The 20,422-nt window shown below is 44.4% G+C and carries 20 protein-coding genes; 5 read left to right on the top strand and 15 right to left on the bottom strand.

The features are described 5' to 3' along the window. Nucleotides 1-48: 48 nt before the first annotated feature. Nucleotides 49-960 carry a COX15/CtaA family protein gene (locus AB1K89_RS03075; RefSeq protein ID WP_413053305.1) on the top strand — a complete coding sequence of 304 codons (912 nt, stop codon included), beginning with the start codon at nucleotides 49-51 and terminating at the stop codon, nucleotides 958-960. A 232-nt stretch (nucleotides 961-1,192) separates the two neighbouring features. Here AB1K89_RS03075 and pyc read toward each other — a convergent pair whose 3' ends face one another. From pyc to AB1K89_RS03090, 3 genes are all read right to left on the bottom strand, one after another. Continuing rightward, nucleotides 1,193-4,630, bottom strand: coding sequence for a pyruvate carboxylase (gene pyc / locus AB1K89_RS03080; protein WP_413053449.1), 3,438 nt, complete (start codon nucleotides 4,628-4,630; stop codon nucleotides 1,193-1,195). Between the two features lie 25 nt (nucleotides 4,631-4,655). Continuing rightward, a complete protein-coding gene (locus AB1K89_RS03085) occupies nucleotides 4,656-5,822 on the bottom strand; it encodes an FtsW/RodA/SpoVE family cell cycle protein (protein WP_413053306.1) in 1,167 nt (388 codons plus the stop codon). A 63-nt stretch (nucleotides 5,823-5,885) separates the two neighbouring features. Further along, entirely contained in the window at nucleotides 5,886-6,167 is a 282-nt protein-coding gene (locus AB1K89_RS03090; protein ID WP_413053307.1) for an Fpa/YlaN family protein, read from the bottom strand. A gap of 190 nt (nucleotides 6,168-6,357) precedes the next feature. On the opposite strand from AB1K89_RS03090, the gene AB1K89_RS03095 reads away from it, so the two are divergent. Both AB1K89_RS03095 and AB1K89_RS03100 read left to right on the top strand, forming a co-directional pair. Then, nucleotides 6,358-6,858 (top strand): peptidyl-prolyl cis-trans isomerase, encoded by a 501-nt coding sequence (locus AB1K89_RS03095; RefSeq protein ID WP_413053308.1) that lies wholly within the window; start codon nucleotides 6,358-6,360, stop codon nucleotides 6,856-6,858. A 37-nt stretch (nucleotides 6,859-6,895) separates the two neighbouring features. After that, the gene (locus AB1K89_RS03100; protein WP_252503719.1) at nucleotides 6,896-7,099 is read left to right on the top strand and encodes a YlaI family protein; all 204 of its coding nucleotides are present in this window, start codon (nucleotides 6,896-6,898) and stop codon (nucleotides 7,097-7,099) included. 572 nt (nucleotides 7,100-7,671) lie between these two features. Here the strand turns inward: AB1K89_RS03100 and AB1K89_RS03105 are convergent. Both AB1K89_RS03105 and typA read right to left on the bottom strand, forming a co-directional pair. Beyond that, nucleotides 7,672-8,004 carry a YlaH-like family protein gene (locus tag AB1K89_RS03105; RefSeq protein ID WP_060205161.1) on the bottom strand — a complete coding sequence of 111 codons (333 nt, stop codon included), beginning with the start codon at nucleotides 8,002-8,004 and terminating at the stop codon, nucleotides 7,672-7,674. A gap of 64 nt (nucleotides 8,005-8,068) precedes the next feature. Continuing rightward, entirely contained in the window at nucleotides 8,069-9,910 is a 1,842-nt protein-coding gene (typA, locus tag AB1K89_RS03110) for a translational GTPase TypA (RefSeq protein WP_251623810.1), read from the bottom strand. Between the two features lie 97 nt (nucleotides 9,911-10,007). Between typA and AB1K89_RS03115 the strand changes: the two genes are divergently transcribed. After that, nucleotides 10,008-10,193 (top strand): YlaF family protein, encoded by a 186-nt coding sequence (locus AB1K89_RS03115; RefSeq protein WP_413053309.1) that lies wholly within the window; start codon nucleotides 10,008-10,010, stop codon nucleotides 10,191-10,193. 39 nt (nucleotides 10,194-10,232) lie between these two features. Here AB1K89_RS03115 and AB1K89_RS03120 read toward each other — a convergent pair whose 3' ends face one another. Together AB1K89_RS03120 and AB1K89_RS03125 are read right to left on the bottom strand one after the other, a co-directional pair. After that, on the bottom strand, nucleotides 10,233-11,024 hold the full coding sequence (locus tag AB1K89_RS03120) for an inositol monophosphatase family protein (RefSeq protein ID WP_413053310.1): 792 nt from the start codon (nucleotides 11,022-11,024) through the stop codon (nucleotides 10,233-10,235). A 139-nt stretch (nucleotides 11,025-11,163) separates the two neighbouring features. After that, on the bottom strand, nucleotides 11,164-11,361 hold the full coding sequence (locus AB1K89_RS03125; RefSeq protein ID WP_252503724.1) for a hypothetical protein: 198 nt from the start codon (nucleotides 11,359-11,361) through the stop codon (nucleotides 11,164-11,166). Between the two features lie 160 nt (nucleotides 11,362-11,521). On the opposite strand from AB1K89_RS03125, the gene AB1K89_RS03130 reads away from it, so the two are divergent. After that, on the top strand, nucleotides 11,522-12,157 hold the full coding sequence (locus tag AB1K89_RS03130; protein ID WP_413053311.1) for a YktB family protein: 636 nt from the start codon (nucleotides 11,522-11,524) through the stop codon (nucleotides 12,155-12,157). Nucleotides 12,158-12,186: 29 nt separating this feature from the next. On the opposite strand, the gene AB1K89_RS03135 is transcribed toward AB1K89_RS03130, so the two are convergent. From AB1K89_RS03135 to AB1K89_RS03170, 8 genes are all read right to left on the bottom strand, one after another. Continuing rightward, the gene (locus AB1K89_RS03135; RefSeq protein WP_413053312.1) at nucleotides 12,187-12,459 is read right to left on the bottom strand and encodes a UPF0223 family protein; all 273 of its coding nucleotides are present in this window, start codon (nucleotides 12,457-12,459) and stop codon (nucleotides 12,187-12,189) included. Nucleotides 12,460-12,477: 18 nt separating this feature from the next. Next, nucleotides 12,478-13,434, bottom strand: coding sequence for an NAD(P)H-dependent flavin oxidoreductase (locus AB1K89_RS03140; RefSeq protein WP_413053313.1), 957 nt, complete (start codon nucleotides 13,432-13,434; stop codon nucleotides 12,478-12,480). 13 nt (nucleotides 13,435-13,447) lie between these two features. Next, nucleotides 13,448-14,305 (bottom strand): polysaccharide deacetylase family protein, encoded by an 858-nt coding sequence (locus AB1K89_RS03145; RefSeq protein WP_413053314.1) that lies wholly within the window; start codon nucleotides 14,303-14,305, stop codon nucleotides 13,448-13,450. A gap of 206 nt (nucleotides 14,306-14,511) precedes the next feature. Then, on the bottom strand, nucleotides 14,512-15,924 hold the full coding sequence (lpdA, locus tag AB1K89_RS03150) for a dihydrolipoyl dehydrogenase (protein ID WP_252503729.1): 1,413 nt from the start codon (nucleotides 15,922-15,924) through the stop codon (nucleotides 14,512-14,514). 4 nt (nucleotides 15,925-15,928) lie between these two features. Continuing rightward, nucleotides 15,929-17,275, bottom strand: coding sequence for a dihydrolipoamide acetyltransferase family protein (locus AB1K89_RS03155; protein WP_413053315.1), 1,347 nt, complete (start codon nucleotides 17,273-17,275; stop codon nucleotides 15,929-15,931). Nucleotides 17,276-17,320: 45 nt separating this feature from the next. After that, the gene (locus tag AB1K89_RS03160; protein ID WP_413053316.1) at nucleotides 17,321-18,298 is read right to left on the bottom strand and encodes an alpha-ketoacid dehydrogenase subunit beta; all 978 of its coding nucleotides are present in this window, start codon (nucleotides 18,296-18,298) and stop codon (nucleotides 17,321-17,323) included. A gap of 3 nt (nucleotides 18,299-18,301) precedes the next feature. Beyond that, nucleotides 18,302-19,417 carry a pyruvate dehydrogenase (acetyl-transferring) E1 component subunit alpha gene (gene pdhA, locus AB1K89_RS03165; protein WP_413053317.1) on the bottom strand — a complete coding sequence of 372 codons (1,116 nt, stop codon included), beginning with the start codon at nucleotides 19,415-19,417 and terminating at the stop codon, nucleotides 18,302-18,304. A gap of 251 nt (nucleotides 19,418-19,668) precedes the next feature. Next, nucleotides 19,669-20,310, bottom strand: coding sequence for a YkyA family protein (locus AB1K89_RS03170; RefSeq protein WP_413053318.1), 642 nt, complete (start codon nucleotides 20,308-20,310; stop codon nucleotides 19,669-19,671). Nucleotides 20,311-20,422: the final 112 nt, after the last annotated feature.

The raw sequence follows: 20,422 nt of genomic DNA on the forward strand, positions 1-20,422 counted from the left end.
GGGGCCTTTTTTCATAATGGTCATCATTTCTTAAAGAAGGTGTCTTGTTTGCGATATAATAAGTATTTGAAATGGTTTGGGGTCGCCTCCACAATCGGCATGCTTTTAATCCTATTAGGCGGCGCTCTCGTTACGAAGACAGATAGTGGGATGGGATGCGGAAGGCATTGGCCGGGTTGTAATGGTCAATTGATTCCGGATGAGATTACACCAGAAGTCCTAATTGAATTTTCACACCGTCTCGTTACAGGCGCAGTCGGTATTTTAATCGTCGTACTGGCGGTTTGGTCCTGGAAAGCGATCGGGCATAAGAGGGAAACGAAGCTGCTATCCTTTTTAGCATTGTTTTTCCTGATTTTGCAGGCGTTGATCGGGGCAGCACAAGTTCTTTGGGGACAAGGCGACTTTATCCTTGCACTCCACTTCGGCATCTCCCTTATTTCTTTTGCGTCGGTATTGCTTCTCACATTACTAGTATTTGAAGTCGACCAGAAATTCGATGCCGACAAGCTTTCAATAGGCAAGACGCTCAGGTTCCATACAATTGGCGTCACAATCTACTCTTACATAGTAGTTTACACGGGGGCACTCGTCCGTCATACAGAATCCGAATTAAGCTGTACGGATTGGCCAATGTGTAAGAATGGAGACTTCTCTCTCCCATCGGACTTTTGGGAATGGGTGCAGATGAGTCATCGGACAGCTGCTGCATTGATATTCATATGGCTTGGGATTATTGCGATTCATGCAATCCGTCATTATAAGAATCAACGGGTCATCTACTGGGGATGGATCATCGCATTCGGTCTAGTTACATTGCAAGTTTTAGCGGGTGGAGCGGTCATTCTGACACGTTTGAATCTCTATTTAGCTTTGGCACATTCATTGTTTGTAATTCTTCTGTTTGGACTATTAACTTATATGGTGCTTCTCGTCTCAAGAAGCAGGCATCAGAAATAATAGAAGCACCCGCGTGGATTTCCACAGCAGGTGCTTTATTTATTTGGTGAATTAGACTGTTGATTTCCGCTACAGGCGGACGCTTTCCGGGGGGCGGGCGGTGAGCCGCTTCCTTCGCTTCGCTTCGTCCAGGGTCTCACCTGTCCCGCTAATCCCCCAGGAGTCGCCGCCTTTCACTCCAATCAACTATGCTACCTATAATCGAAAAAGAAATAATAGATAGCCCTTTTCATTAATGTTCAAGTTCGAGAAGTAGGTCGCCTGTTGAGATGGCGTCGCCTGAAGATACGTGGATTTCTTTGACGACTCCATTGAATGGTGCTTGGATCGTCGTCTCCATCTTCATTGCCTCCGTGATGAGCAAATGCTCCCCTCTTCGTACTTTCGCTCCTTTAGAAACAGCAACTTTCAACACCGTTCCCGGCATTGTCGCTGCAATATGCGAGTCGTTTGAAGGATCCGCTTTTTGCTTGCGGGCTACATCCGATTCAACATTTATATCTTGAATAATTACTTCCCTCGGCTGTCCATTCAGCTCGAAGTATATGATGCGCGTACCATCTGTCTGAGGTTCGCCAATGGAAACGAGCTTGATGATGAGCGTCTTCCCTCTTTCAATCTCCACTTCGATTTCCTGGCCCAACCTCATACCAAACAGGAATTCCGGTGTATTGATGACTGAAATATTGCCAAACTCTTTTTTCATTGTTGCATATTCTTCGAACACTTTCGGATACAACGCATATGCAAGTGCGTCTTTCATCGTCGACGGGTGCCCGAGAAGTTCTTCCGTCTTGTCGAGAAGGGCTTTAAAATCCACTTCCTCCAGAAGCTCGCCTGGACGGACAGTTATCGGCGTTCTCCCCTTCAAGACGACCTCTTGCAATTCTTTCGGGAATCCTCCGTATGGTTGGCCAATGTAGCCCTCGAAAAACTCAATGACGGATTCAGGGAAATCGATGGATTGTCCGCGTGTAATGACTGTTTCCTCATTTAATTCATTTTGCACCATGAACAATGCCATATCTCCGACGACTTTGGAAGATGGAGTCACTTTCACAACGTCTCCGAAGAGCATATTAACTCTGGAGTACATGTCTTTCACTTCTTCCCATCTCTCACCAAGCCCTACAGCTTTAGCTTGTTGTTGCAAGTTGGAATATTGGCCACCCGGCATCTCATGTACATACACTTCGGAATGCGGGCTCACCATGCCACTTTCAAAGTTTTGGTAATACTTCCTGACATCTTCCCAATAATACGATAGCGATTCCATCGCACCGACGTCCGCCTTCACTTGGCGTTTTCCATATTGCAATGCGTAATAGAGCGAGCTCGCTGAAGGTTGTGAAGTAAGGCCAGCCATCGAGCCAAGCGCCGTGTCGACGATGTCAACTCCAGCTTCAATTGCTTTCGCATACATATAAATGCCATTTCCGCTCGTGTCATGGGAATGAAGATGAATAGGTATATCAACAGTCGCCTTCAATTCGGAAATGAGTCGATAAGCGGCTTCAGGCTTCAAGAGTCCAGCCATGTCCTTCAAAGCAAGAATATGCGCTCCTGCAGCTTCAAGCTCCTTTGCCATCTCCTTGTAGTATTCCACTGTATACTTTGCTCTGGAATCATCGAGGATGTCCCCTGTATAACAAAGTGCAGCTTCTGCCACTTTTCCTGATTGACGGGTTGCATCAATCGCTACTTCCATCCCTTTGATCCAATTCAGGCTGTCGAATATACGGAACACATCAATGCCTGATTCGGCTGAAGTTTTTACGAATTCACGAATGACATTATCGGGATAATTCGAATAGCCGACCGCATTGGCACCACGGAACAACATTTGGAATAACACATTCGGGATCTGCTCCCGGAGCTTCATAAGCCTCTCCCACGGGTCTTCCTTCAAGAAGCGGTATGCGACGTCGAAAGTCGCTCCCCCCCACATCTCAAATGAGAACAGATCTGGCATGAGCCTCGCTGACTCAGCAGCGATATTCGTCATGTCGGACGTGCGGAGACGTGTTGCAAGCAATGACTGATGCGCATCCCTGAACGTCGTATCCGTAAGAAGGACATCATCCTGCTCCTTTATCCATTGGATCAACCCTTCAGGTCCTCTTTCATCTAGAATTTGCTTTGTACCCGGCGCAGGTGGTGCAAGCAAATCGACTTCAGGTTTTTTTACAGAATGAAACAATGGTTTCTGCTGTTTCCCGATGCCAGGAAATCCATTGACGGTCACATTGCCTAAATAATTTAAGATCTTCGTCCCACGGTCTTTCCTTATAGGGAACTCGAATAATTCAGGAGTCGAGTCGATGAAGCTTGTATCATAATTGCCTGTAAGGAAGTTTTCATGACGGACAACGTTTTCAAGGAACGGAATATTTGTTTTGATTCCCCTAATACGGAATTCCTGAAGATTGCGGTCCATTTTTGCAGCCGCATCCCTGAAAGATGTACCCCATGTCGACACCTTAACGAGCAGGGAATCGTAATAAGGAGTAATGACAGCCCCTTGGAAGCCGTTCCCCGCGTCAAGACGGACGCCGAAGCCTCCTCCCGATCGGTAAACCATCAGCTTGCCCGTATCCGGCATGAAGTCATTCAATGGATCTTCCGTTGTCACCCTCGATTGGATTGCATAACCAAAGAGCGGTATGTTTTCTTGGGAAGGGATGGCTGCTTCCCCTTCGTGAAGATTTCCTCCATTTGCAATATGGATTTGAGAATGGACGATATCGATCCCCGTCACCATTTCAGTAATTGTATGTTCCACTTGAATACGCGGATTCACTTCGATGAAATAGAAATTTCCATCCGCAACGAGGAATTCAACAGTCCCTGCATTGATATATGAAATGTTTTTTGCCAATTTGACAGCGCTTTCGCAAATGTCACGACGAAGCTTATCATCCAAGGAAATGGATGGGGCGATTTCTACGACTTTCTGGTGACGACGTTGAATTGAGCAATCGCGTTCATACAAGTGAACGACATTACCGTATGTATCACCTAAAATTTGGACTTCAATATGTTTTGGCTTATTGATGTACTTTTCAACATATACTTCGTCTGAACCAAAAGCGGATTTCGCTTCTGATCTAGCTCGTTCATATGCTTCAAGCACCTCGTCTGCGGAATTGACAATCCGCATTCCCCTGCCGCCTCCGCCTAGTGACGCTTTAATAATGATCGGATAACCGTACTGCTCACCGAATGAAGCAACATCCGATGCGGAAGCGACCGGTCCATCTGTACCTGGGATGACTGGAATTCCTGCTTTTATAGCTTGTTCCCTCGCCTTTACCTTATCTCCGAACATTTCGAGATGCTTGGATGTCGGTCCAATGAAAATAATACCCTCTTCTTTTAGTCTGCGAGCAAACTCTTCATTCTCGGCAAGGAAGCCGTAGCCAGGGTGTACAGCGTTCGCACCTGATGATTTTGCAATCTTAATGATTCCTTCGATATCCAAATAGGCGTCGATCGGCTTCTTGCCTTCTCCGACTAAATAGGATTCATCTGCTTTGTAACGGTGGAAAGAACCCCTATCTTCTGCGGAATAAATCCCGACAGTCGGTATCTCCAATTCGGTGCACGCTCTAAAAATACGAATAGCGATTTCACCACGGTTTGCTACTAGGATTTTTTTAATCTGACCCATTTCCACCATGTAAGCACTTCCTTTTCTATTTGTTCTTTTGATATTTTACGAACATTGATACATTCATCAATATTCCTAAAGACAAAGATAACAGAATCATCGATGTTCCGCCATAACTAATAAAAGGCAACGGAACTCCTGTAAGCGGAATAAGTCCTGTCAATCCACCAATATTAACGAAAGTTTGAATGCCGATAACACTTCCGATCCCCGCCGCCAACATTCTCGCCTGGGGATCCTTTGTCCGCATCGCGATATATAGGGCGCGCAATACGATGAATCCTAGCCCGCCGAGAACAATTACGGTGCCGAAAATACCGGTTTCTTCAGAAATGACAGCCATGATGACATCTGTTTGAGGTTCAGGCAAATAGCCCATTTTTTGAATAGAATTGCCTAAGCCTAACCCTTTCATTCCTCCTGCACCAATGGCAATATAACCATTTGCAATTTGGTATCCGGAGCCTTGTGCATAGTCGAAAGGATTCAAGAACGATAAGATCCGGCCTTTCCTCCCGTCAGTCATAATTGTATCCCAAGCAAAATAAAGGATGGTTGCAACTGGAATCATTGCCATGACGACAATTCCGCTCAACTTCGCAAACGTTTTGAATTTTATCCCGCTTGCGGCGATCACACAAAATGCAGCCATAATAATGATGAATGACGTTCCTATGTCAGTTTCCATCATTATCGAAAAAATAGCCATAATAAGGATTACAATGGGCGGACCTATCGATTTATTAATGGAATCAATTGTCCCCGCTTCATACTTTTTCGCAAAAACACTAGCGAAATAGACGATAATGACAAGCTTCGCAACTTCGGAAGGCTGGATGCTTCCCAAGCCCGGTAGCTTGATCCAACTTTGCGCACCCACATGTCCTCCCGATCCGACAAAATGGACGAGTACTAACAATATGAACATAGCAGCAATTGAAAACTTCATCAATTTCGTCCTCTTGTAATTTTGAAACGGAAAGAAAGAAGCTAGCAGAAAGACTGGAAACGAAAGTGCTAGATTCACTAATTGTTTATTATAAAAATAATCTGGTGGATAATCATATCGATTGACTGCCCAAACCATACTCGCACTGTAAATCATTACAAGTCCGAAGAGGCACAGTACCAGGTATGCAGTGAAAAGCGGATAATCAAAGTTCCGCAACATTTTTTTAAAGTATTTTCCCATCAGACTTCCCTCAACTTTTTTTAAATAAAAAACTCAAACCTGTGATGAGTTTGAGTCTTTAAATTATTTATTTGTATATAGATCATGCAAGACATTCATCTCTTTTTCAAGCAACGAAAGGATTTCCTTCCCTTTCTCACGTTCAATCAAACCAAGTTTGACAGCGAAGTCAATCTCTCTAGACAAGCCGTACATTTGCGTATCCAACACTTCCTCGTAAAGCGGGCACTGAGGCATCGTCAAATGATCCATCTGTACTTTTATGAGTTGTGCAATTTTATCCGCATCAGCTTGAAGCTGTTTCAATGCTTTTTCCTGATAGGTTTCCTGTAATTCAATATCCATGAGGACGCCCCCATTCACCTATTATCCTTGCGTGGTGATTATGAATAAATTGTATCTTTCAAGAGGGTAAATTGCAAGTGTTTCCCTTCTGAACACACGGTAAAAATTCAATGGCTTTCCACATCCAATTGGAAGCGTTATACTATGTACTATATGGAAACGCTCATTTTGGTTGTAGGAGGCTATTCACTTGGAAACAATCATTACAATAAAAGGCAATGTAAAGCATACGATCACCCTCGATCCGACAGTTTGGATCTTTGATGACCGCAAATTAGACTTGAACACTTTCTTTACGGAAGAACACATCGAAAAAGATGTAGATGAAGAGTATAAGAGAGATATGGGGAAGCATTGGTCCCGTGAAATCATGGAAGGAGCCACTTTCCCACCAACGTTGAAGACGGAAAAGAAGTTCGACAGACAAAAGATGGTGACAGGAACATTCGGTATCTCTCTCGACCACTTCGTCAAAAATGCAGAACCTGTTGAAGATGCAAAAACGATTACATTTTTGACTATGGATGGATTGAAAGAGACGTTCCCTATCTCTAATATCGGCAATTTCCTATTTAAATTCAGCCAGGACGGTAAGCCGTTGACGGAAGACGGACCAGCCCATCTATTATTCAAAGATGGCTCGAATATCGAACAGCCATTACGAAAAGTCATCGGCATCGTTATCGACTGACAAGAAAAGCGATACCTAATTTAAAGGAGTTGAGTTCATGAGAGTCAAATGTGTTCTTTGCGATGAAATCGGGCAGCTCGTGGATGATACCCCTCTCGCAAAGAAGTTGAGGAATCATCCAATCAATACGTATATGTGTGAAATTTGCAGCGAGCGGATTACGGAGCAAACTAACGTAAGGCTTTCCACCGGAAAATTCATTTTCCACCGAAGCTCCCATACCGCTGAAGAGAATTTTTAATAAAGCAGGGACTGTAGTTGATAGTCATAGAAAAACGACTTTCAGCTACAAGTCCCTTTTAAATAATTGATTTTCGCTTCAGGCGGACGCTTTCCGCGGGCGTCGCTTCAGCCTCCTCACTCCGCTTACGCTTCGCTGCGGGGTCTTCTGCTGACGCTTTTCCCGCAGGAGTCGCCGCCCTCCGCTACAATCAACCTGGCTAATTGAAGTAAAAATTTATTGTAACGAGAATGAATTTGAAATATTTAAAGTCCATTAAGAGCCAAGTCTTTTAGTTGATTCTCTGTTACTTCAGAAACTTACTACAACGACATGAAAATTCTGCGTTAGCCTAATAGGCGCAGAAAAAAAGATTTCTACTGTCCTTTTCTCTTCGCAATTTCTAAATATTTACAGGGAATCTTGGTTTGGAGAAGCGTCCGCTCGACTCCTGCGGGAAAGCGAGACAGGCGAGACCCTGCAGACGCGAAGCGGCGAAGCGGCTCGGCGCTCGCCCGCGGAAAGCGAGCGGTAAGCTTCGGAAAACCTTGTTAATGCTAATTTATTGGCAAAACAAAAGAAAAACTCCACCGTCAAACGGTGGAGTTTTCTTTATGTTCATTCATCCTGCGGACCCTATAAATGATCAAAATGAGCGCCGCAACAATCAATCCTTCTACAATCGGAAGGAATATGGCGAAAAATGTTAAGATAATGCATCCCAAAAAGAGGAAGCTATATACGACTACATTTTGCCAAAACTTAATTTTCCTAGCGAACCCTAGCTTGTAAACGATGGCTGAAAGTATGAAAACAACCGCAAACAACAAAATTCCAGTTACGGACGATGATGTCATCTCGTAAATCATTCGAACAACTGGAGACATGGCTTCAATCGTTTCTGCATCCCCGATAGTACCATTCATGTAGCACATTCCCTTCTCAACAAAGCGATTGTACGCATTCTATTTTACTGCCTACTATTATAGATCACTCACCAAGTTTTTTCTTCTTTTCAGCACGTTCCCGTTCATTTTTATCGAGGATCTTCTTCCGTAGACGAATCGACTGCGGAGTCACTTCACAATACTCATCGTCGCCGACATACTGTAAAGCCTCTTCCAATGAAAGAATCCGCGGCTTTTTCGTCGTCACAGTCTGGTCCTTGGTTGCAGATCGGACGTTAGTCGCATGTTTGACTTTCGTTAAGTTAATCGTTAAGTCCGTATCACGGTTGTTTTCACCGACTACCATACCGGCGTAAATTTCCGTGCCCGCCTCGACAAACATGACTCCTCGGTCTTCCAACTGCATTATACTATAACCGGTCACTGTACCTGTCTCCATTGACACAAGTACACCATGACGCCGGCCGCCGACTCTGCCTGACGCTACAGGCTTGTAGGAATCAAACGTATGGTTGATGATTCCGTATCCTCTAGTAAGCGAAAGGAATTCTGTAGAATAACCGATCAAACCACGTGCAGGCACAAGGAAAATCAAACGGACTTGTCCATTGCCGTTATTGATCATATCTTGCATTTCACCTTTACGCTCGCCGATCGATTCAATGATTGCACCGGTATATTCTTCCGGTATATCAATTTGTACGCGTTCGACAGGCTCTGAACGTACACCGTCAATCGTTTTGATAATAACTGCAGGTTTCGATACTTGAAGTTCGAATCCTTCACGACGCATATTCTCAATCAAGATGGAAAGATGAAGCTCCCCACGTCCCGATACGACCCATGCATCCGGTGAATCTGTCGGCTCTACACGTAATGAAACGTCAGTCTGCAATTGCTGTTCAAGCCGCTCTTCAACTTTTCTCGCTGTCACCCATTTGCCTTCTTTTCCGGCAAAAGGACTATTATTGACTAGAAATGTCATTTGCAGTGTCGGCTCATCGATATGAATTGCCGGCAACGCCTCAGGATGATCAATCGGGCAAACTGTTTCACCGACATCAATGTCTTCCATTCCAGAAACAGCTATCAAGTCTCCTGCATAAGCTTCTTGGATTTCAATTCTCTTCAACCCAAGGAATCCATACATCTTCGTCACACGGAAATTTTTTGTTGATCCGTCACGTTTTATGACCGTTACTTGCTGGCCTACTTTCATCGTTCCTCTAAACACGCGTCCAATACCAATACGACCTACATAATCACTGTAATCGAGTAGTGATACTTGGAACTGTAAAGGTTCTTCGCGGTTATCGACAGGGGCAGGAATTTGTTCAACAATCGCGTCGTATAGAACACGCAATGTGTCTTCCTGTTCTGCAGGGTCCGGTGAAAGACTTGCTGTTCCATTGAAACCAGAAGCATAGACAACCGGGAATTCAAGTTGTTCATCATTTGCATCCAATTCAATGAATAATTCGAGCACTTCGTCGACAACTTCTTCTGGACGCGCAAAATCACGGTCGATTTTATTTACAACAACAATCGGTTTCAAGTTTGTTTCCAATGCTTTTTTCAATACAAATCGGGTTTGCGGCATACATCCCTCATAGGAGTCGACGACTAACACGACACCATCAACCATTTTAAGGATCCGCTCAACTTCCCCTCCGAAATCAGCATGTCCAGGTGTATCAAGAATATTGATTTTCGTGTCTTTATATTCAATTGCTGTATTTTTTGCCAGGATGGTAATACCACGTTCACGTTCAATGTCACCCGAGTCCATGGCACGTTCTTCTACATGTTCATTTGACCGGAAAATTCCGGATTGCTTTAAAAGCTGATCGACTAACGTCGTTTTTCCGTGGTCTACGTGGGCAATGATCGCTATATTACGTAAATCATTACGATGATTTGTCATGTTTTCACTCCGTTATCTATTATCAGATGATTAACTGTGTTATTATAGCACATAAGAACAGTATTAAAAAACATTTTATTTCGGGAGATGTTTCAGATTGAAGGATATTAAATGGGTTTTCGTATTGTATTCCCTTGCTGCTGTTGCTGCAATGAGCGGTATCGGGATCGCTGTCGGCATGCGTAGTATTCCCGTTGCCATCATCGCTATCCTTGCTCTTGTTTTTATCATGGGAAATGGTTTTAAGACAAAGAAGAAAATGCGTGAACAAGGCCTTCTTTAATGAACTTATGAAAGGGACTGCATTGATGCAGCCCCTTTTTTATTTGAGTTTGATATAGTTCCGCAAAATTTCGTCATGCAGACCGGGCCTTGCTACGATAAAGGTGTCCTGTCCAAGCAAGTGAGGTTGTTCACCTTTTAAATTAGTGGTGACTGCGCCCACTTCCTGGGCAATGACCATTCCACCTGCAATGTCCCACGGGGATAATCGCAAGGATAAATATGCATCAATCCGACCGGATGAGACGTAGGCGAGCTCCATTGCTGCAGAACCGTATGACCTCGTGCCCCTACAATTACGCACCATCTCCACAATCGGTCCATTTTCAATTTTTCGATTCGGCGCAACCCAGCTGGCATTTACGCCGATGATCGCCTCCGCAAGCGGTGTGTTCTCGAGCACCGGAAGTCTTTCATCGTTGAAGTACGCACCCTCATCTTTTACTGCGTGATAGAAATCGTCATTCATCACATCATATATATATCCGAGCATGCCGATACCATCAACATAAATTCCAAGGGAAATCGCGAAATTCCTTTTTTGGTGAACGAAATTCATCGTGCCATCAATCGGATCGAGCATCCAAATGATCCCTTCAAGCGAATTAATTTCGTCACCGAAGCCCTCTTCACCGAAAATCCGGTGATTAGGGAAGTCTCTATTGATCCGGCTAATGAAAAAACGTTCGATTTCCCAATCGATATTCGTCACGAGATCGTTCGCTTCAGCTTTCGAGTCAACGTCAATCGTACTAAAAAAAGAAATCCTAATTTTATGGCCTGCTTCTTTTATTAAAGATTTTGCATACCGATCAATTGCTCCCCAATTCATTTCAACACCTCATCATTTACATGCATGTCATATGATTATAGCATACTGCCAATGTCCTAACAAAAAGGCGCCTATGCACTGTCTCCCCCGGATTGAAGAGTTTCAGTGAAGGCGCCTAAGTCGGTTCAACGTCTTTCGTTTAAGCGAAAGCATTGAAAGTCTCCAGCTCACCGTGAATTTCAGTGAGTCTCGATTTGCTTTTCTCAACTTGTTTGGAGTCATTTTCTTGTACGGCATCGTACAATGTAGCTAGTTCATAGTCCAACTCGAGATGCAGCAGCTTTACATATTCCTTTTCAATTTCAGCTTTGCGGATAATATGGACGACTTGTTTCATTACTAACACCCCTTTGACTGTAATTTTCTTCAACGATGCATTTACTTACTTCTAACTTATGCTGTTCAGGTTGCTTTGGTTAGTTATAAGCCTTCTTGTATAAGATTGTTCCCCATTTTCTGCTACTATAAACGTGGAGAATAAAATGGGGGTATTAAAAATGACGCAAGGTTTTTGGACGATTGATGATTTTAATGTTTTTTCAATTGAGGGATTAGAACATAGGATGAGCGCGCTTCAAACGAAGATTCAACCAAAGTTCGGGATGATTGGCGAACAAGTTTCTACGTATTTGTCTGCCCATGGGACGGGTGAGTTTTTCCCGCATGTAGCAAAACATGCAAGAAGGACGGTCAATCCGCCAAACGATAGTTGGGTCGCTTTCGCTCCTGCGAAGCGCGGATATAAGGCGTTGCCTCATTTCCAAATCGGATTATGGGGGACGCATCTCTTCATCATTTTGGCTGTCATTTACGAAAATCCCGATAAGAAGGGCATCGCGGAAAGACTTGGGGAAAATGTGCCTGTGATCACTTCCCTACCTGAAGATTTTGTTGTATCCGGCGACCATATGAAGCCAGAGGCATTTCAGGTGAGTGAAATCGGGGCTGACGGAGTCGAGGATTTATTGGAAAGGTTAAAGTCCGTTAAAAAAGCGGAGTTCATCATTGGCAGACACGTTTCACGAGATAGAGCTTCGGAACTTTCTGAAAAGGAGTTCTTTGACCTAGCGGAAGAAACGATCGATCAACTCTTTCCTATTTACGATATCATCATCGGCACACACGAAAAATGAAGGGACGCATAATTATGCGCCCCCCTTTTTCATTTGCCCGTAATAGAATCTCCGTCGCTGCCTTCCTTTGCCTTTTTAACAACACGGTAACTATTAAAGCCGCTCACCTCTTCGAACTCCTTGAAGATCGTTTTCTCTTCCGCCATGGAAGGGACGACTTTTTTGAAAGCCTTGTAGGCCTCCATTAACTTGTCCCTCGCGATTTGTGCTTCATAAGCTTGTTCCACCGCTTGAAAAAATGATACAACGTCAATAATTTCTTCGGTCGTCCAATGATGACTGAGAGGATAATTATATTCCACTTTCTTCCGCACCTTTCCTTATGCCCATTTTCTTCTGATCTCTTCAGCTTGTTTTACCATGCGACCGAACAACTCCCCAACAGTCGGGATATCTCCGATCATTCCTGCTACTTGTCCAGCCCACCCAAAACCGCTTTGCTCATCTCCATTATGGATGAACCGGCGATTTGCGTTACCACTAATATAGTCCTTCAGTTTATCATAATCAGCATGTTCTTCTTCCATACGTAAAATCTTTTCTGTCCAAATTCCCGCAAGCGCCCTTGCCGGTGCACCTAGGGTTCGTTTAATGACAACAGTACCCGTTTCCTCTGTTTGAAGGAGTGCCTGTTTGTATTCCATCGAAGCATGTACACATTCTTTCGTCGCAATGAAACGAGTGCCCATTTCAATCCCCTCCGCTCCCAACGCATGCGCCGCCATCCAACCACGGCCATCTCCAATGCCGCCGGACGCGATAACAGGTATTTTCACAGCACCGACCACTTGGGGAACTAGTACCATTGTGCCGATATCATCACGCCCTAAATGGCCACCTCCTTCGTGCCCTACGACCATTACCGCATCCGCGCCTAGCGACTCAGCTTTGACCGCTTGTCTTTTTGCAGCAACTAATACTAATACTCTCACATCTGCCCCCTTCACGTATTCGAAGAAAGGTGCAGGATTACCCCCTGTTACCGAAAGGACTTTTACATTCTCCTCCAAAGCGACATCAAGCATATGCTCATATGGCCGCCCGTGTTGACCAATGGCAAAGTTGACCCCGAAAGGTTTCATCGTCAATTCCCTAACCTTTCTTATTTCAGCACGCAACGCTTCGGGCGATTCCAAGCTCATCGCCGTAATTTGTCCGAGGCCGCCCGCCTCTGATACCGCAGCAGCCAAATCCGCATAGGCGAGATAGGCCAATCCCCCTTGGATGATCGGATATTCAATCCCCAATAATTCCGTGACTCTCGTTTTCCATTCCACAACAATCTCCCCCTTATTCTCCCTCTTCTTGATCCACCAAACCTTTAATAAGTTTTGGATCGACAATTTCGTATCCTTTATCCCTTAATCCGTTCACGATTTCTTGTAATGCATCGGCGGTCCAATCCCTGTCGTGCATAAGCAAATTGGAACCGTTCCGAAGTAATTCCGTATTTACCATAATGTCCGCAATTTTTTCCTTTGTCATATACTCTTTTTCAAAATCATAGCCATATGACCAGTTCATTAATTGCATTCCTTCTTCAATTGCAAGAGCTCTGCTGAAATCAGTATTCGCCCCGAATGGAGCACGGAAAAATACAGGACGCTCACCAGTCACTTCTTCAACAATATCATTAACCGCAATAATTTCCTCGCGCTGCTCTTCATCAGACAATGTTTTTAAATTCGGATGTGTCATCGTATGATTCCCGATCATGAATCCCATTTCGTGAATTTCTTTTAGGATCGCCTTCTCTTCATCCGTTGCGATGAAGTGGCCATTGACGAAGAAAATGGCAGGTGCATCTAGACTTTTTAATGTTTTCGCCATATCAAGGGCCCTTTTATCAGGTGCATCATCAATTGTCAGGAGAACGACTTTAGGGTTCGCTTCCCCGATTGGCTGAATGGAGTACGTATTCGGATTCAGTTCGTAAAGAGTGGCTTGTTCAATTGTTTCCGCTTCCTCTTGTGATTCCGCATCCACGTCGTTTTTTTGCTTATTTTCATCCGATATGACTTCTTTCGCATCCTCTTCCACTTGTGCGGGTTGTTTATCCTGTTCCTTTTCTGCCGGTTTTGCTTCTTCGTTGCATGATGCTAAAAGCAGCATGGAGAGAAGCGGTATGTATAGTAAACTCTTTTTCATCGAACTCTCTCCTTTAATCGGATTTTCACTTCAGACGGACGCTTTCGGCGGGAGTCGCCGTCTTCCGCTTCAATCCTTATAAAATAGAATCAATAAATTCATCCTACCATGACTAGGAATAGACCTTCAAACGAACCGAGGTGCAAGAATGAGAAAAGCGTCCGAAAGGCTTTTCATGCCTTCGGACGCTAGCTTTCTATGAATAATTATTTTGAAATCATATGGATCGGTTTACCAAGCGCCACTTCAGCAGCTTCCATGGAGATTTCACCAAGTGTCGGGTGAGCGTGAATTGTCATTGCAATGTCTTCCAATGTCATTCCCGCCTCGATTGCGAGACCAAGTTCCGCAATCATATCGGATGCATTTTCTCCGACAATTTGTGCGCCCAATAGAAGTCCATCTTCTTTGCGCGATACAAGTTTGACGAATCCATCTGTTTTGTTAAGCGCAAGCGCCCGACCATTTGCAGCAAACGGGAATTTACCTGCAACTACTTCATAGCCTTCATCTTTTGCTTGTTTTTCGTTCAATCCGACTGTAGCAAGCTCAGGGTCTGTGAAGCAGACTGCCGGGATCGCCATATAGTCAACTTCGGATTTCTCGCCGGAAATCGCTTCTGCAGCCACTTTCGCTTCATAGGAAGCTTTGTGCGCAAGCTGCGGCCCGGAGACGATGTCACCGATTGCATAGATGTTCGGAATGCTCGTACGGCATTGCTTATCCACATCGATCAGACCGCGGTCAAGGAACTTGACGCCCATTTCTTCAAGACCGATTTCATCTGTGTTCGGACGGCGTCCAACAGTTACTAGAACATAGTCCGCCTCGATTTTCTTCTCTTCGCCTTTTGCTTCGTACGTAACGACGACGCCTGTGTCTGATTCTTCAACACCTTTAGCAGATGCTTTCACGACGACCTCGACGCCTTTTTTCTTTAAGCCTTTTTTAACGATTTGAGTCATCTGTTTTTCGAAGCCGGCAAGAATATCATCTGCCCCTTCGATAATTGTCACTTTAGAACCAAGGTTCGCATAAGCGGAACCAAGCTCGGTACCGATATAACCGCCACCAATAACAACTAGATGCGCTGGAACTTCTTCCAAATTAAGCGCTCCAGTTGAATTGATAACGCGTTTCGAATATTTGAATGATGGGATTTCAACCGGGCGTGAACCTGTTGCAATAATGGCGTTTTTAAACTTATACGTCTGGGACGAAGTCTCATCCATCACCTTTGCAGTGTTCGCGTCTACGAAGTATGCCTCGCCTTTGACAATATCCACTTTGTTCCCTTTTAGAAGTCCTTCAACGCCGCCTGTCAACTTCTTGACTACGCCGTCTTTGAATGCTTGTGCTTTTGAAAAGTCAAGCTTTACATCAGTCGCCGTGATTCCCATGTCATCGGAATCTTTTGCGGATGCGTAACGATGCCCTACTGAAATAAGGGCTTTTGAAGGAATGCAACCTACGTTTAGACAAACTCCGCCGAGATTCTCTTTCTCAACGATCGTAACTTTCTGTCCTAACTGAGCTGCACGGATTGCAGCAACATATCCCCCAGGGCCGGATCCTACAACAAGTGTATCCACTTCGATTGGAAAGTCTCCTACTACCATATGCTTACGCCTCCATTAATAAAAGTTCTGGATTACCGAGCAATTTCTTAATGTGGTTCAGAGCCTGTTGTCCTGTAACACCATCAATTACCCGATGATCGAATACCAATGATAATGCTAACATAGGTGCGGCAACAATTTCACCATTTTTTACTATCGGCTTTTCAGAAATGCGGCCGATTCCGAGAATTGCAACTTCCGGATGGTTGATGATCGGTGTGAACCATTGTCCGCCTGCAGAGCCGATGTTCGTAATAGAACAAGATGCACCTTTCATTTCAGCAGGGCTTAATTTGCCATCCCGAGCTTTTTCGGCAAGTTTGCTGATTTCCTCTGAAATCGCAAACACCGATTTACGATCTGCGTGCTTAATGACAGGCACAAGCAATCCGCGATCCGTATCTGCCGCGATGCCGATGTTGTAATAATGCTTTTGGATAATTTCCTCTTTCTCATCATCAAGAGATGTGTTCAATTGAGGGAATTCACGCAGCGTAGATACGAGCGCCTTCACAACATATGGAAGGTACGTAAGCTTGATATCTTTTTCCGCTGCAATATCCTTGAATTTCTTGCGATGCGCAACGAGTTCCGTCACATCGATTTCATCCAAAAGCGTCACGTGAGGTGCAGTATGTTTGGAGTTGACCATCGCTTTGGCAATCGCCTTCCTGATTCCAGACATTTTTTCGCGAGTTTCAGGGAAGTCGCCTTCCAATACGACTGGAGCTGCAGGTTTCGCGACTTTTTCTTGCGTGTCAGCTTCAACAGCCGCTTGAGTCTCTTCAACCGATTGAGCAGGCTGCTCTTGTCCACCGCTTAGGAAAGCTTCGATGTCCTCTTTAAGAACACGACCATTTTTTCCTGTCCCATGCACTTGACGGATATCGACTTCCTTCTCGCGTGCGAATTTACGGACGGATGGCATAGCAATGACGCGGTTCGTTGATGCATCGCCAGCTTGACTTTGTGTTGCAGGAGCAGCTTGTTTCGGTTCAGGCTGGTCCTTCTTCACTTCTTCTTTATCGATGTCCTGACCCGCTTCCGCAGTTGCCTGGACTTGAGCTTCAGTTTCTTCCTTGCCCTCTTCCTCTACGCTTTGACTTTCATACCCCGGAGCGTCAAAACGGATTAAAACGTCACCTACTACAGCGACTTTACCTTCTTCAACGACAATCTCTTCTACGGTACCCGTTACAGGGGATGGTATCTCCACAACTGCTTTATCGTTCTGGATTTCAAGAAGCGTGTCGTCTTCATTGACTTTATCGCCTTTGGCAACAAACCACTTTACGACTTCACCTTCGTGAATCCCTTCCCCGATATCCGGTAAACGGAATTCAAATGCCACAAGATTCACCCTTTCTTATTGTCAGAGAGTAATTGTATCTCCGAATTAGAATGTCAATACTTTTTTAGCTGTTTCAATAATATCGTTTGCATCCGGCAACCAAGCATTCTCGCCTTGGGCAAATGGATAGACTGTATCAGGAGCCGCTACACGCAACACTGGCGCTTCTAGACTCAAGATTGCACGTTCTGTTATTTCCGAAACGACATTTGCTGCAATTCCTGCTTGTTTTTGCGCTTCTTGAACTACGATTGCACGGTTTGTCTTCTCAACGGAAGCGATGATTGTTTCAATGTCCAACGGCTGAACAGTACGCAAGTCGACCACTTCAACAGAGTAGCCTTCCTTTTCAAGCGCTTCTGCCGCTTTCAAGCTTTCGTGGACCATTGCGCCGTACGTAATAATAGAAAGATCATTACCTTCCCGTTTCACATCCGCTTTTCCTAAAGGAATCGTATATGCTTCTTCAGGAACTTCCTGCCTGAATGAACGGTAAAGCTTCATATGCTCCAAGAATACGACGGGGTTCTCATCGCGGATCGCCGAGATTAAAAGCCCTTTTGCGTCATATGGTGTAGAAGGGATGACTACAGTCAAACCTGGTTGAGATGCAACCAATCCTTCGAAGCTGTCTGCATGCATTTCAGGTGTTGCAACGCCTCCGCCGAATGGCGAACGGATCGTCACAGGAGCATTGAATCTTCCACCTGTACGGAAAGATTGACGTGCCAACTGTCCGCTGACAGAGTCGATCACTTCATATAGGAAACCGAAGAACTGGATTTCCATAACCGGACGGAAACCAGTTAGCGACAATCCGACTGCAAGTCCGCCGATTCCTGATTCCGCCAATGGCGTATCAAAGACACGCTCTTCTCCGAATTCTTTTTGCAACCCTTCAGTTGCGCGGAAAACACCGCCGTTCACCCCAACGTCTTCACCGAAGACGAGGACGTTTTCATCATTTTTAAGCTCCGAGCGCATTGCATCGGTAATCGCTTGAATCATCGTCATTTGTGCCATCGGTTACTTCGACTCCTTCTCTGTATACAAATCAAATTGCTCTTGCAAATTGAATGGCATATCGCCTTTGTACATGATTTTCATGAAATCTGTCACTTTTTGTTTTGGTGCTGCATCTGCCTTTTTGATCGCTTCTTTAATTTCTTCTTTTGCACGCTCGATTACTTCATTTTCCTTCTCTTCGTTCCAAATGCCCTTGCTTTCTAGGTATTTGCGGAAACGAATTAAAGGATCACGTTTTTCCCATTCGCTATCTGTATCAGATGTACGGTAACGAGTCGGATCATCTCCAGCCATCGTATGCGGACCGTAGCGGTAGCACATTGTTTCGATCAACGTTGGACCTTCTCCGTTGATGGCACGTTCCCTTGCGTCGCGTGTTGCAACGTAAACGGCAAGAGCGTCCATCCCATCGACAAGAATGCTTGGAATTCCAGCCGCCACACCTTTTTGCGCAAGTGTTTTTGCAGCCGTCTGCAACTCTCGAGGAGTCGAGATTGCATATTGGTTGTTTTGCACAACGAAAATCGCAGGCGAACGGTATGCTCCAGCAAAGTTGATCCCTTCATAGAAATCCCCTTGCGAAGTACCGCCGTCACCCGTATACGTCATGGCAACAGCTTTAATTCCGCGTTTCTGGAATCCGAGCGCTACGCCAGCGGCTTGGATATACTGGGCGCCGATGATGATTTGTGGAAACAGAACATTCAAACCTTCAGGAAAAGCGCTTCCTAAATAATGTCCGCGGGACCATAAAAACGCCATATGTAATGGTAAACCGTGGAATATGAGTTGCGGAACATCACGATATCCCGGGAGAATAAAGTCTTCCTTTTCAAGCGCAAAATGGGATGCAAGCTGTGATGCTTCTTGACCTGCAGTCGGTGCATAGAATCCAAGTCTACCTTGGCGGTTCAATGAGATTGACCGCTGATCCAAAATTCTTGTATAGACCATACGTGTCATTAATTCCGTCAATTGTTCATCAGATAGATTCGGATCCGCTTCTTTGTTGACAATCTCGCCCTCTTCATTCAAAATCTGGAACATTTCAAACTGTTCTTCAATAGAATGAAGCGTTTTCACCGGATCGAACTGCTTTTCTTTTTTTGCAGCCATGTCGGCACCTCTCCTTTATATCTGTATTATTTTTTATTGTTTCTAATAGTGATACAACAATCTTCCTTAATCAGTATACTGAAAGGTGGCAAATAGGTCAATCATTGTTATTACTGGCATAGCGGCACTGATCTCTACTCTGAATTATATCAAAATAATATTCTGTACTACTACAATAACCAATCTGTATTATAATAGATTCACAAAAAAGAAAAGTGGAGCCGTATTTGTCTCCACTTTACCCAATTCCTCTATTCTTCTTGTTCTAAACTTGAAAACACATCTTCTTTTATGGAATTTACTTCTTTCGTCGCTTCATTAAACTCTGAGATGGAGCTTTGGACGTTAGCATTTTGTCCATTTACTTTTTCCACCTTCTTTTTCAAGTCTTCGAGCTCGACATCTTCGGAAGATAGCATGCCATAAAATTCTTTCTGGATTGTAGCAAGCTTCCTATATTCATCAATAAAAGAAGAATGAAGATCATAACGCTTTAACGCCGCTTCTTTCAGTTTCAAAATTTGGCCACTCTCTGAATCGGATGCCTTCTCTGCGATTGCATCAAGCTCCTTGACAAATTCTTCCGCTTTATCCATTGCCGATTCCTCTTTGTCTAAATGAGCAAGTCTATCATCTAACAGACTTTCCAATTCATCGATTTTGGAACGCAGTTTGTCTACATCTTCTTTCGTTAACTCCATCGTTTCATTGAATGTCTTCTGTTCTGTCTTTTCAAGTTCAGTCAATTTACTTTGCGTGTCACGGTATTCTGATTCCGACTCATTCATTTTGGTCAATGTTTCAGAGAGTTGCTTTTCTGTTGACTGTCCGATACTACAGCCGGATAATGCCAACATGCCGATTGCAAATAAGGTTACAACTTTTTTCTTCATAGAATTTCCTCCAATCTGTGTTTCACTATAACTGTATACCCATTCCAATTCAAGCATGCACAAAAACCTTTACCCTCTTTTCCCCGTTAGCTTATAATAGAAGTACAGCATG

This window comes from Sporosarcina pasadenensis (genome assembly GCF_047228845.1).
GTDB lineage: Bacteria > Bacillota > Bacilli > Bacillales_A > Planococcaceae > Sporosarcina.

What these genes read in the sequence shown, in the direction of transcription:
- pyc (WP_413053449.1), bottom strand. Translation starts at nt 4,630, where the DNA reads ATGGGTCAGATTAAAAAAATCCTAGTAGCAAACCGTGGTGAAATCGCT.
- AB1K89_RS03085 (WP_413053306.1), bottom strand. Translation starts at nt 5,822, where the DNA reads ATGGGAAAATACTTTAAAAAAATGTTGCGGAACTTTGATTATCCGCTT.
- AB1K89_RS03090 (WP_413053307.1), bottom strand. Translation starts at nt 6,167, where the DNA reads ATGGATATTGAATTACAGGAAACCTATCAGGAAAAAGCATTGAAACAG.
- AB1K89_RS03100 (WP_252503719.1), top strand. Translation starts at nt 6,896, where the DNA reads ATGAGAGTCAAATGTGTTCTTTGCGATGAAATCGGGCAGCTCGTGGAT.
- AB1K89_RS03105 (WP_060205161.1), bottom strand. Translation starts at nt 8,004, where the DNA reads ATGAATGGTACTATCGGGGATGCAGAAACGATTGAAGCCATGTCTCCA.
- typA (WP_251623810.1), bottom strand. Translation starts at nt 9,910, where the DNA reads ATGACAAATCATCGTAATGATTTACGTAATATAGCGATCATTGCCCAC.
- AB1K89_RS03120 (WP_413053310.1), bottom strand. Translation starts at nt 11,024, where the DNA reads ATGAATTGGGGAGCAATTGATCGGTATGCAAAATCTTTAATAAAAGAA.
- AB1K89_RS03125 (WP_252503724.1), bottom strand. Translation starts at nt 11,361, where the DNA reads ATGAAACAAGTCGTCCATATTATCCGCAAAGCTGAAATTGAAAAGGAA.
- AB1K89_RS03130 (WP_413053311.1), top strand. Translation starts at nt 11,522, where the DNA reads ATGACGCAAGGTTTTTGGACGATTGATGATTTTAATGTTTTTTCAATT.
- AB1K89_RS03145 (WP_413053314.1), bottom strand. Translation starts at nt 14,305, where the DNA reads ATGAAAAAGAGTTTACTATACATACCGCTTCTCTCCATGCTGCTTTTA.
- lpdA (WP_252503729.1), bottom strand. Translation starts at nt 15,924, where the DNA reads ATGGTAGTAGGAGACTTTCCAATCGAAGTGGATACACTTGTTGTAGGA.
- AB1K89_RS03160 (WP_413053316.1), bottom strand. Translation starts at nt 18,298, where the DNA reads ATGGCACAAATGACGATGATTCAAGCGATTACCGATGCAATGCGCTCG.
- pdhA (WP_413053317.1), bottom strand. Translation starts at nt 19,417, where the DNA reads ATGGCTGCAAAAAAAGAAAAGCAGTTCGATCCGGTGAAAACGCTTCAT.
- AB1K89_RS03170 (WP_413053318.1), bottom strand. Translation starts at nt 20,310, where the DNA reads ATGAAGAAAAAAGTTGTAACCTTATTTGCAATCGGCATGTTGGCATTA.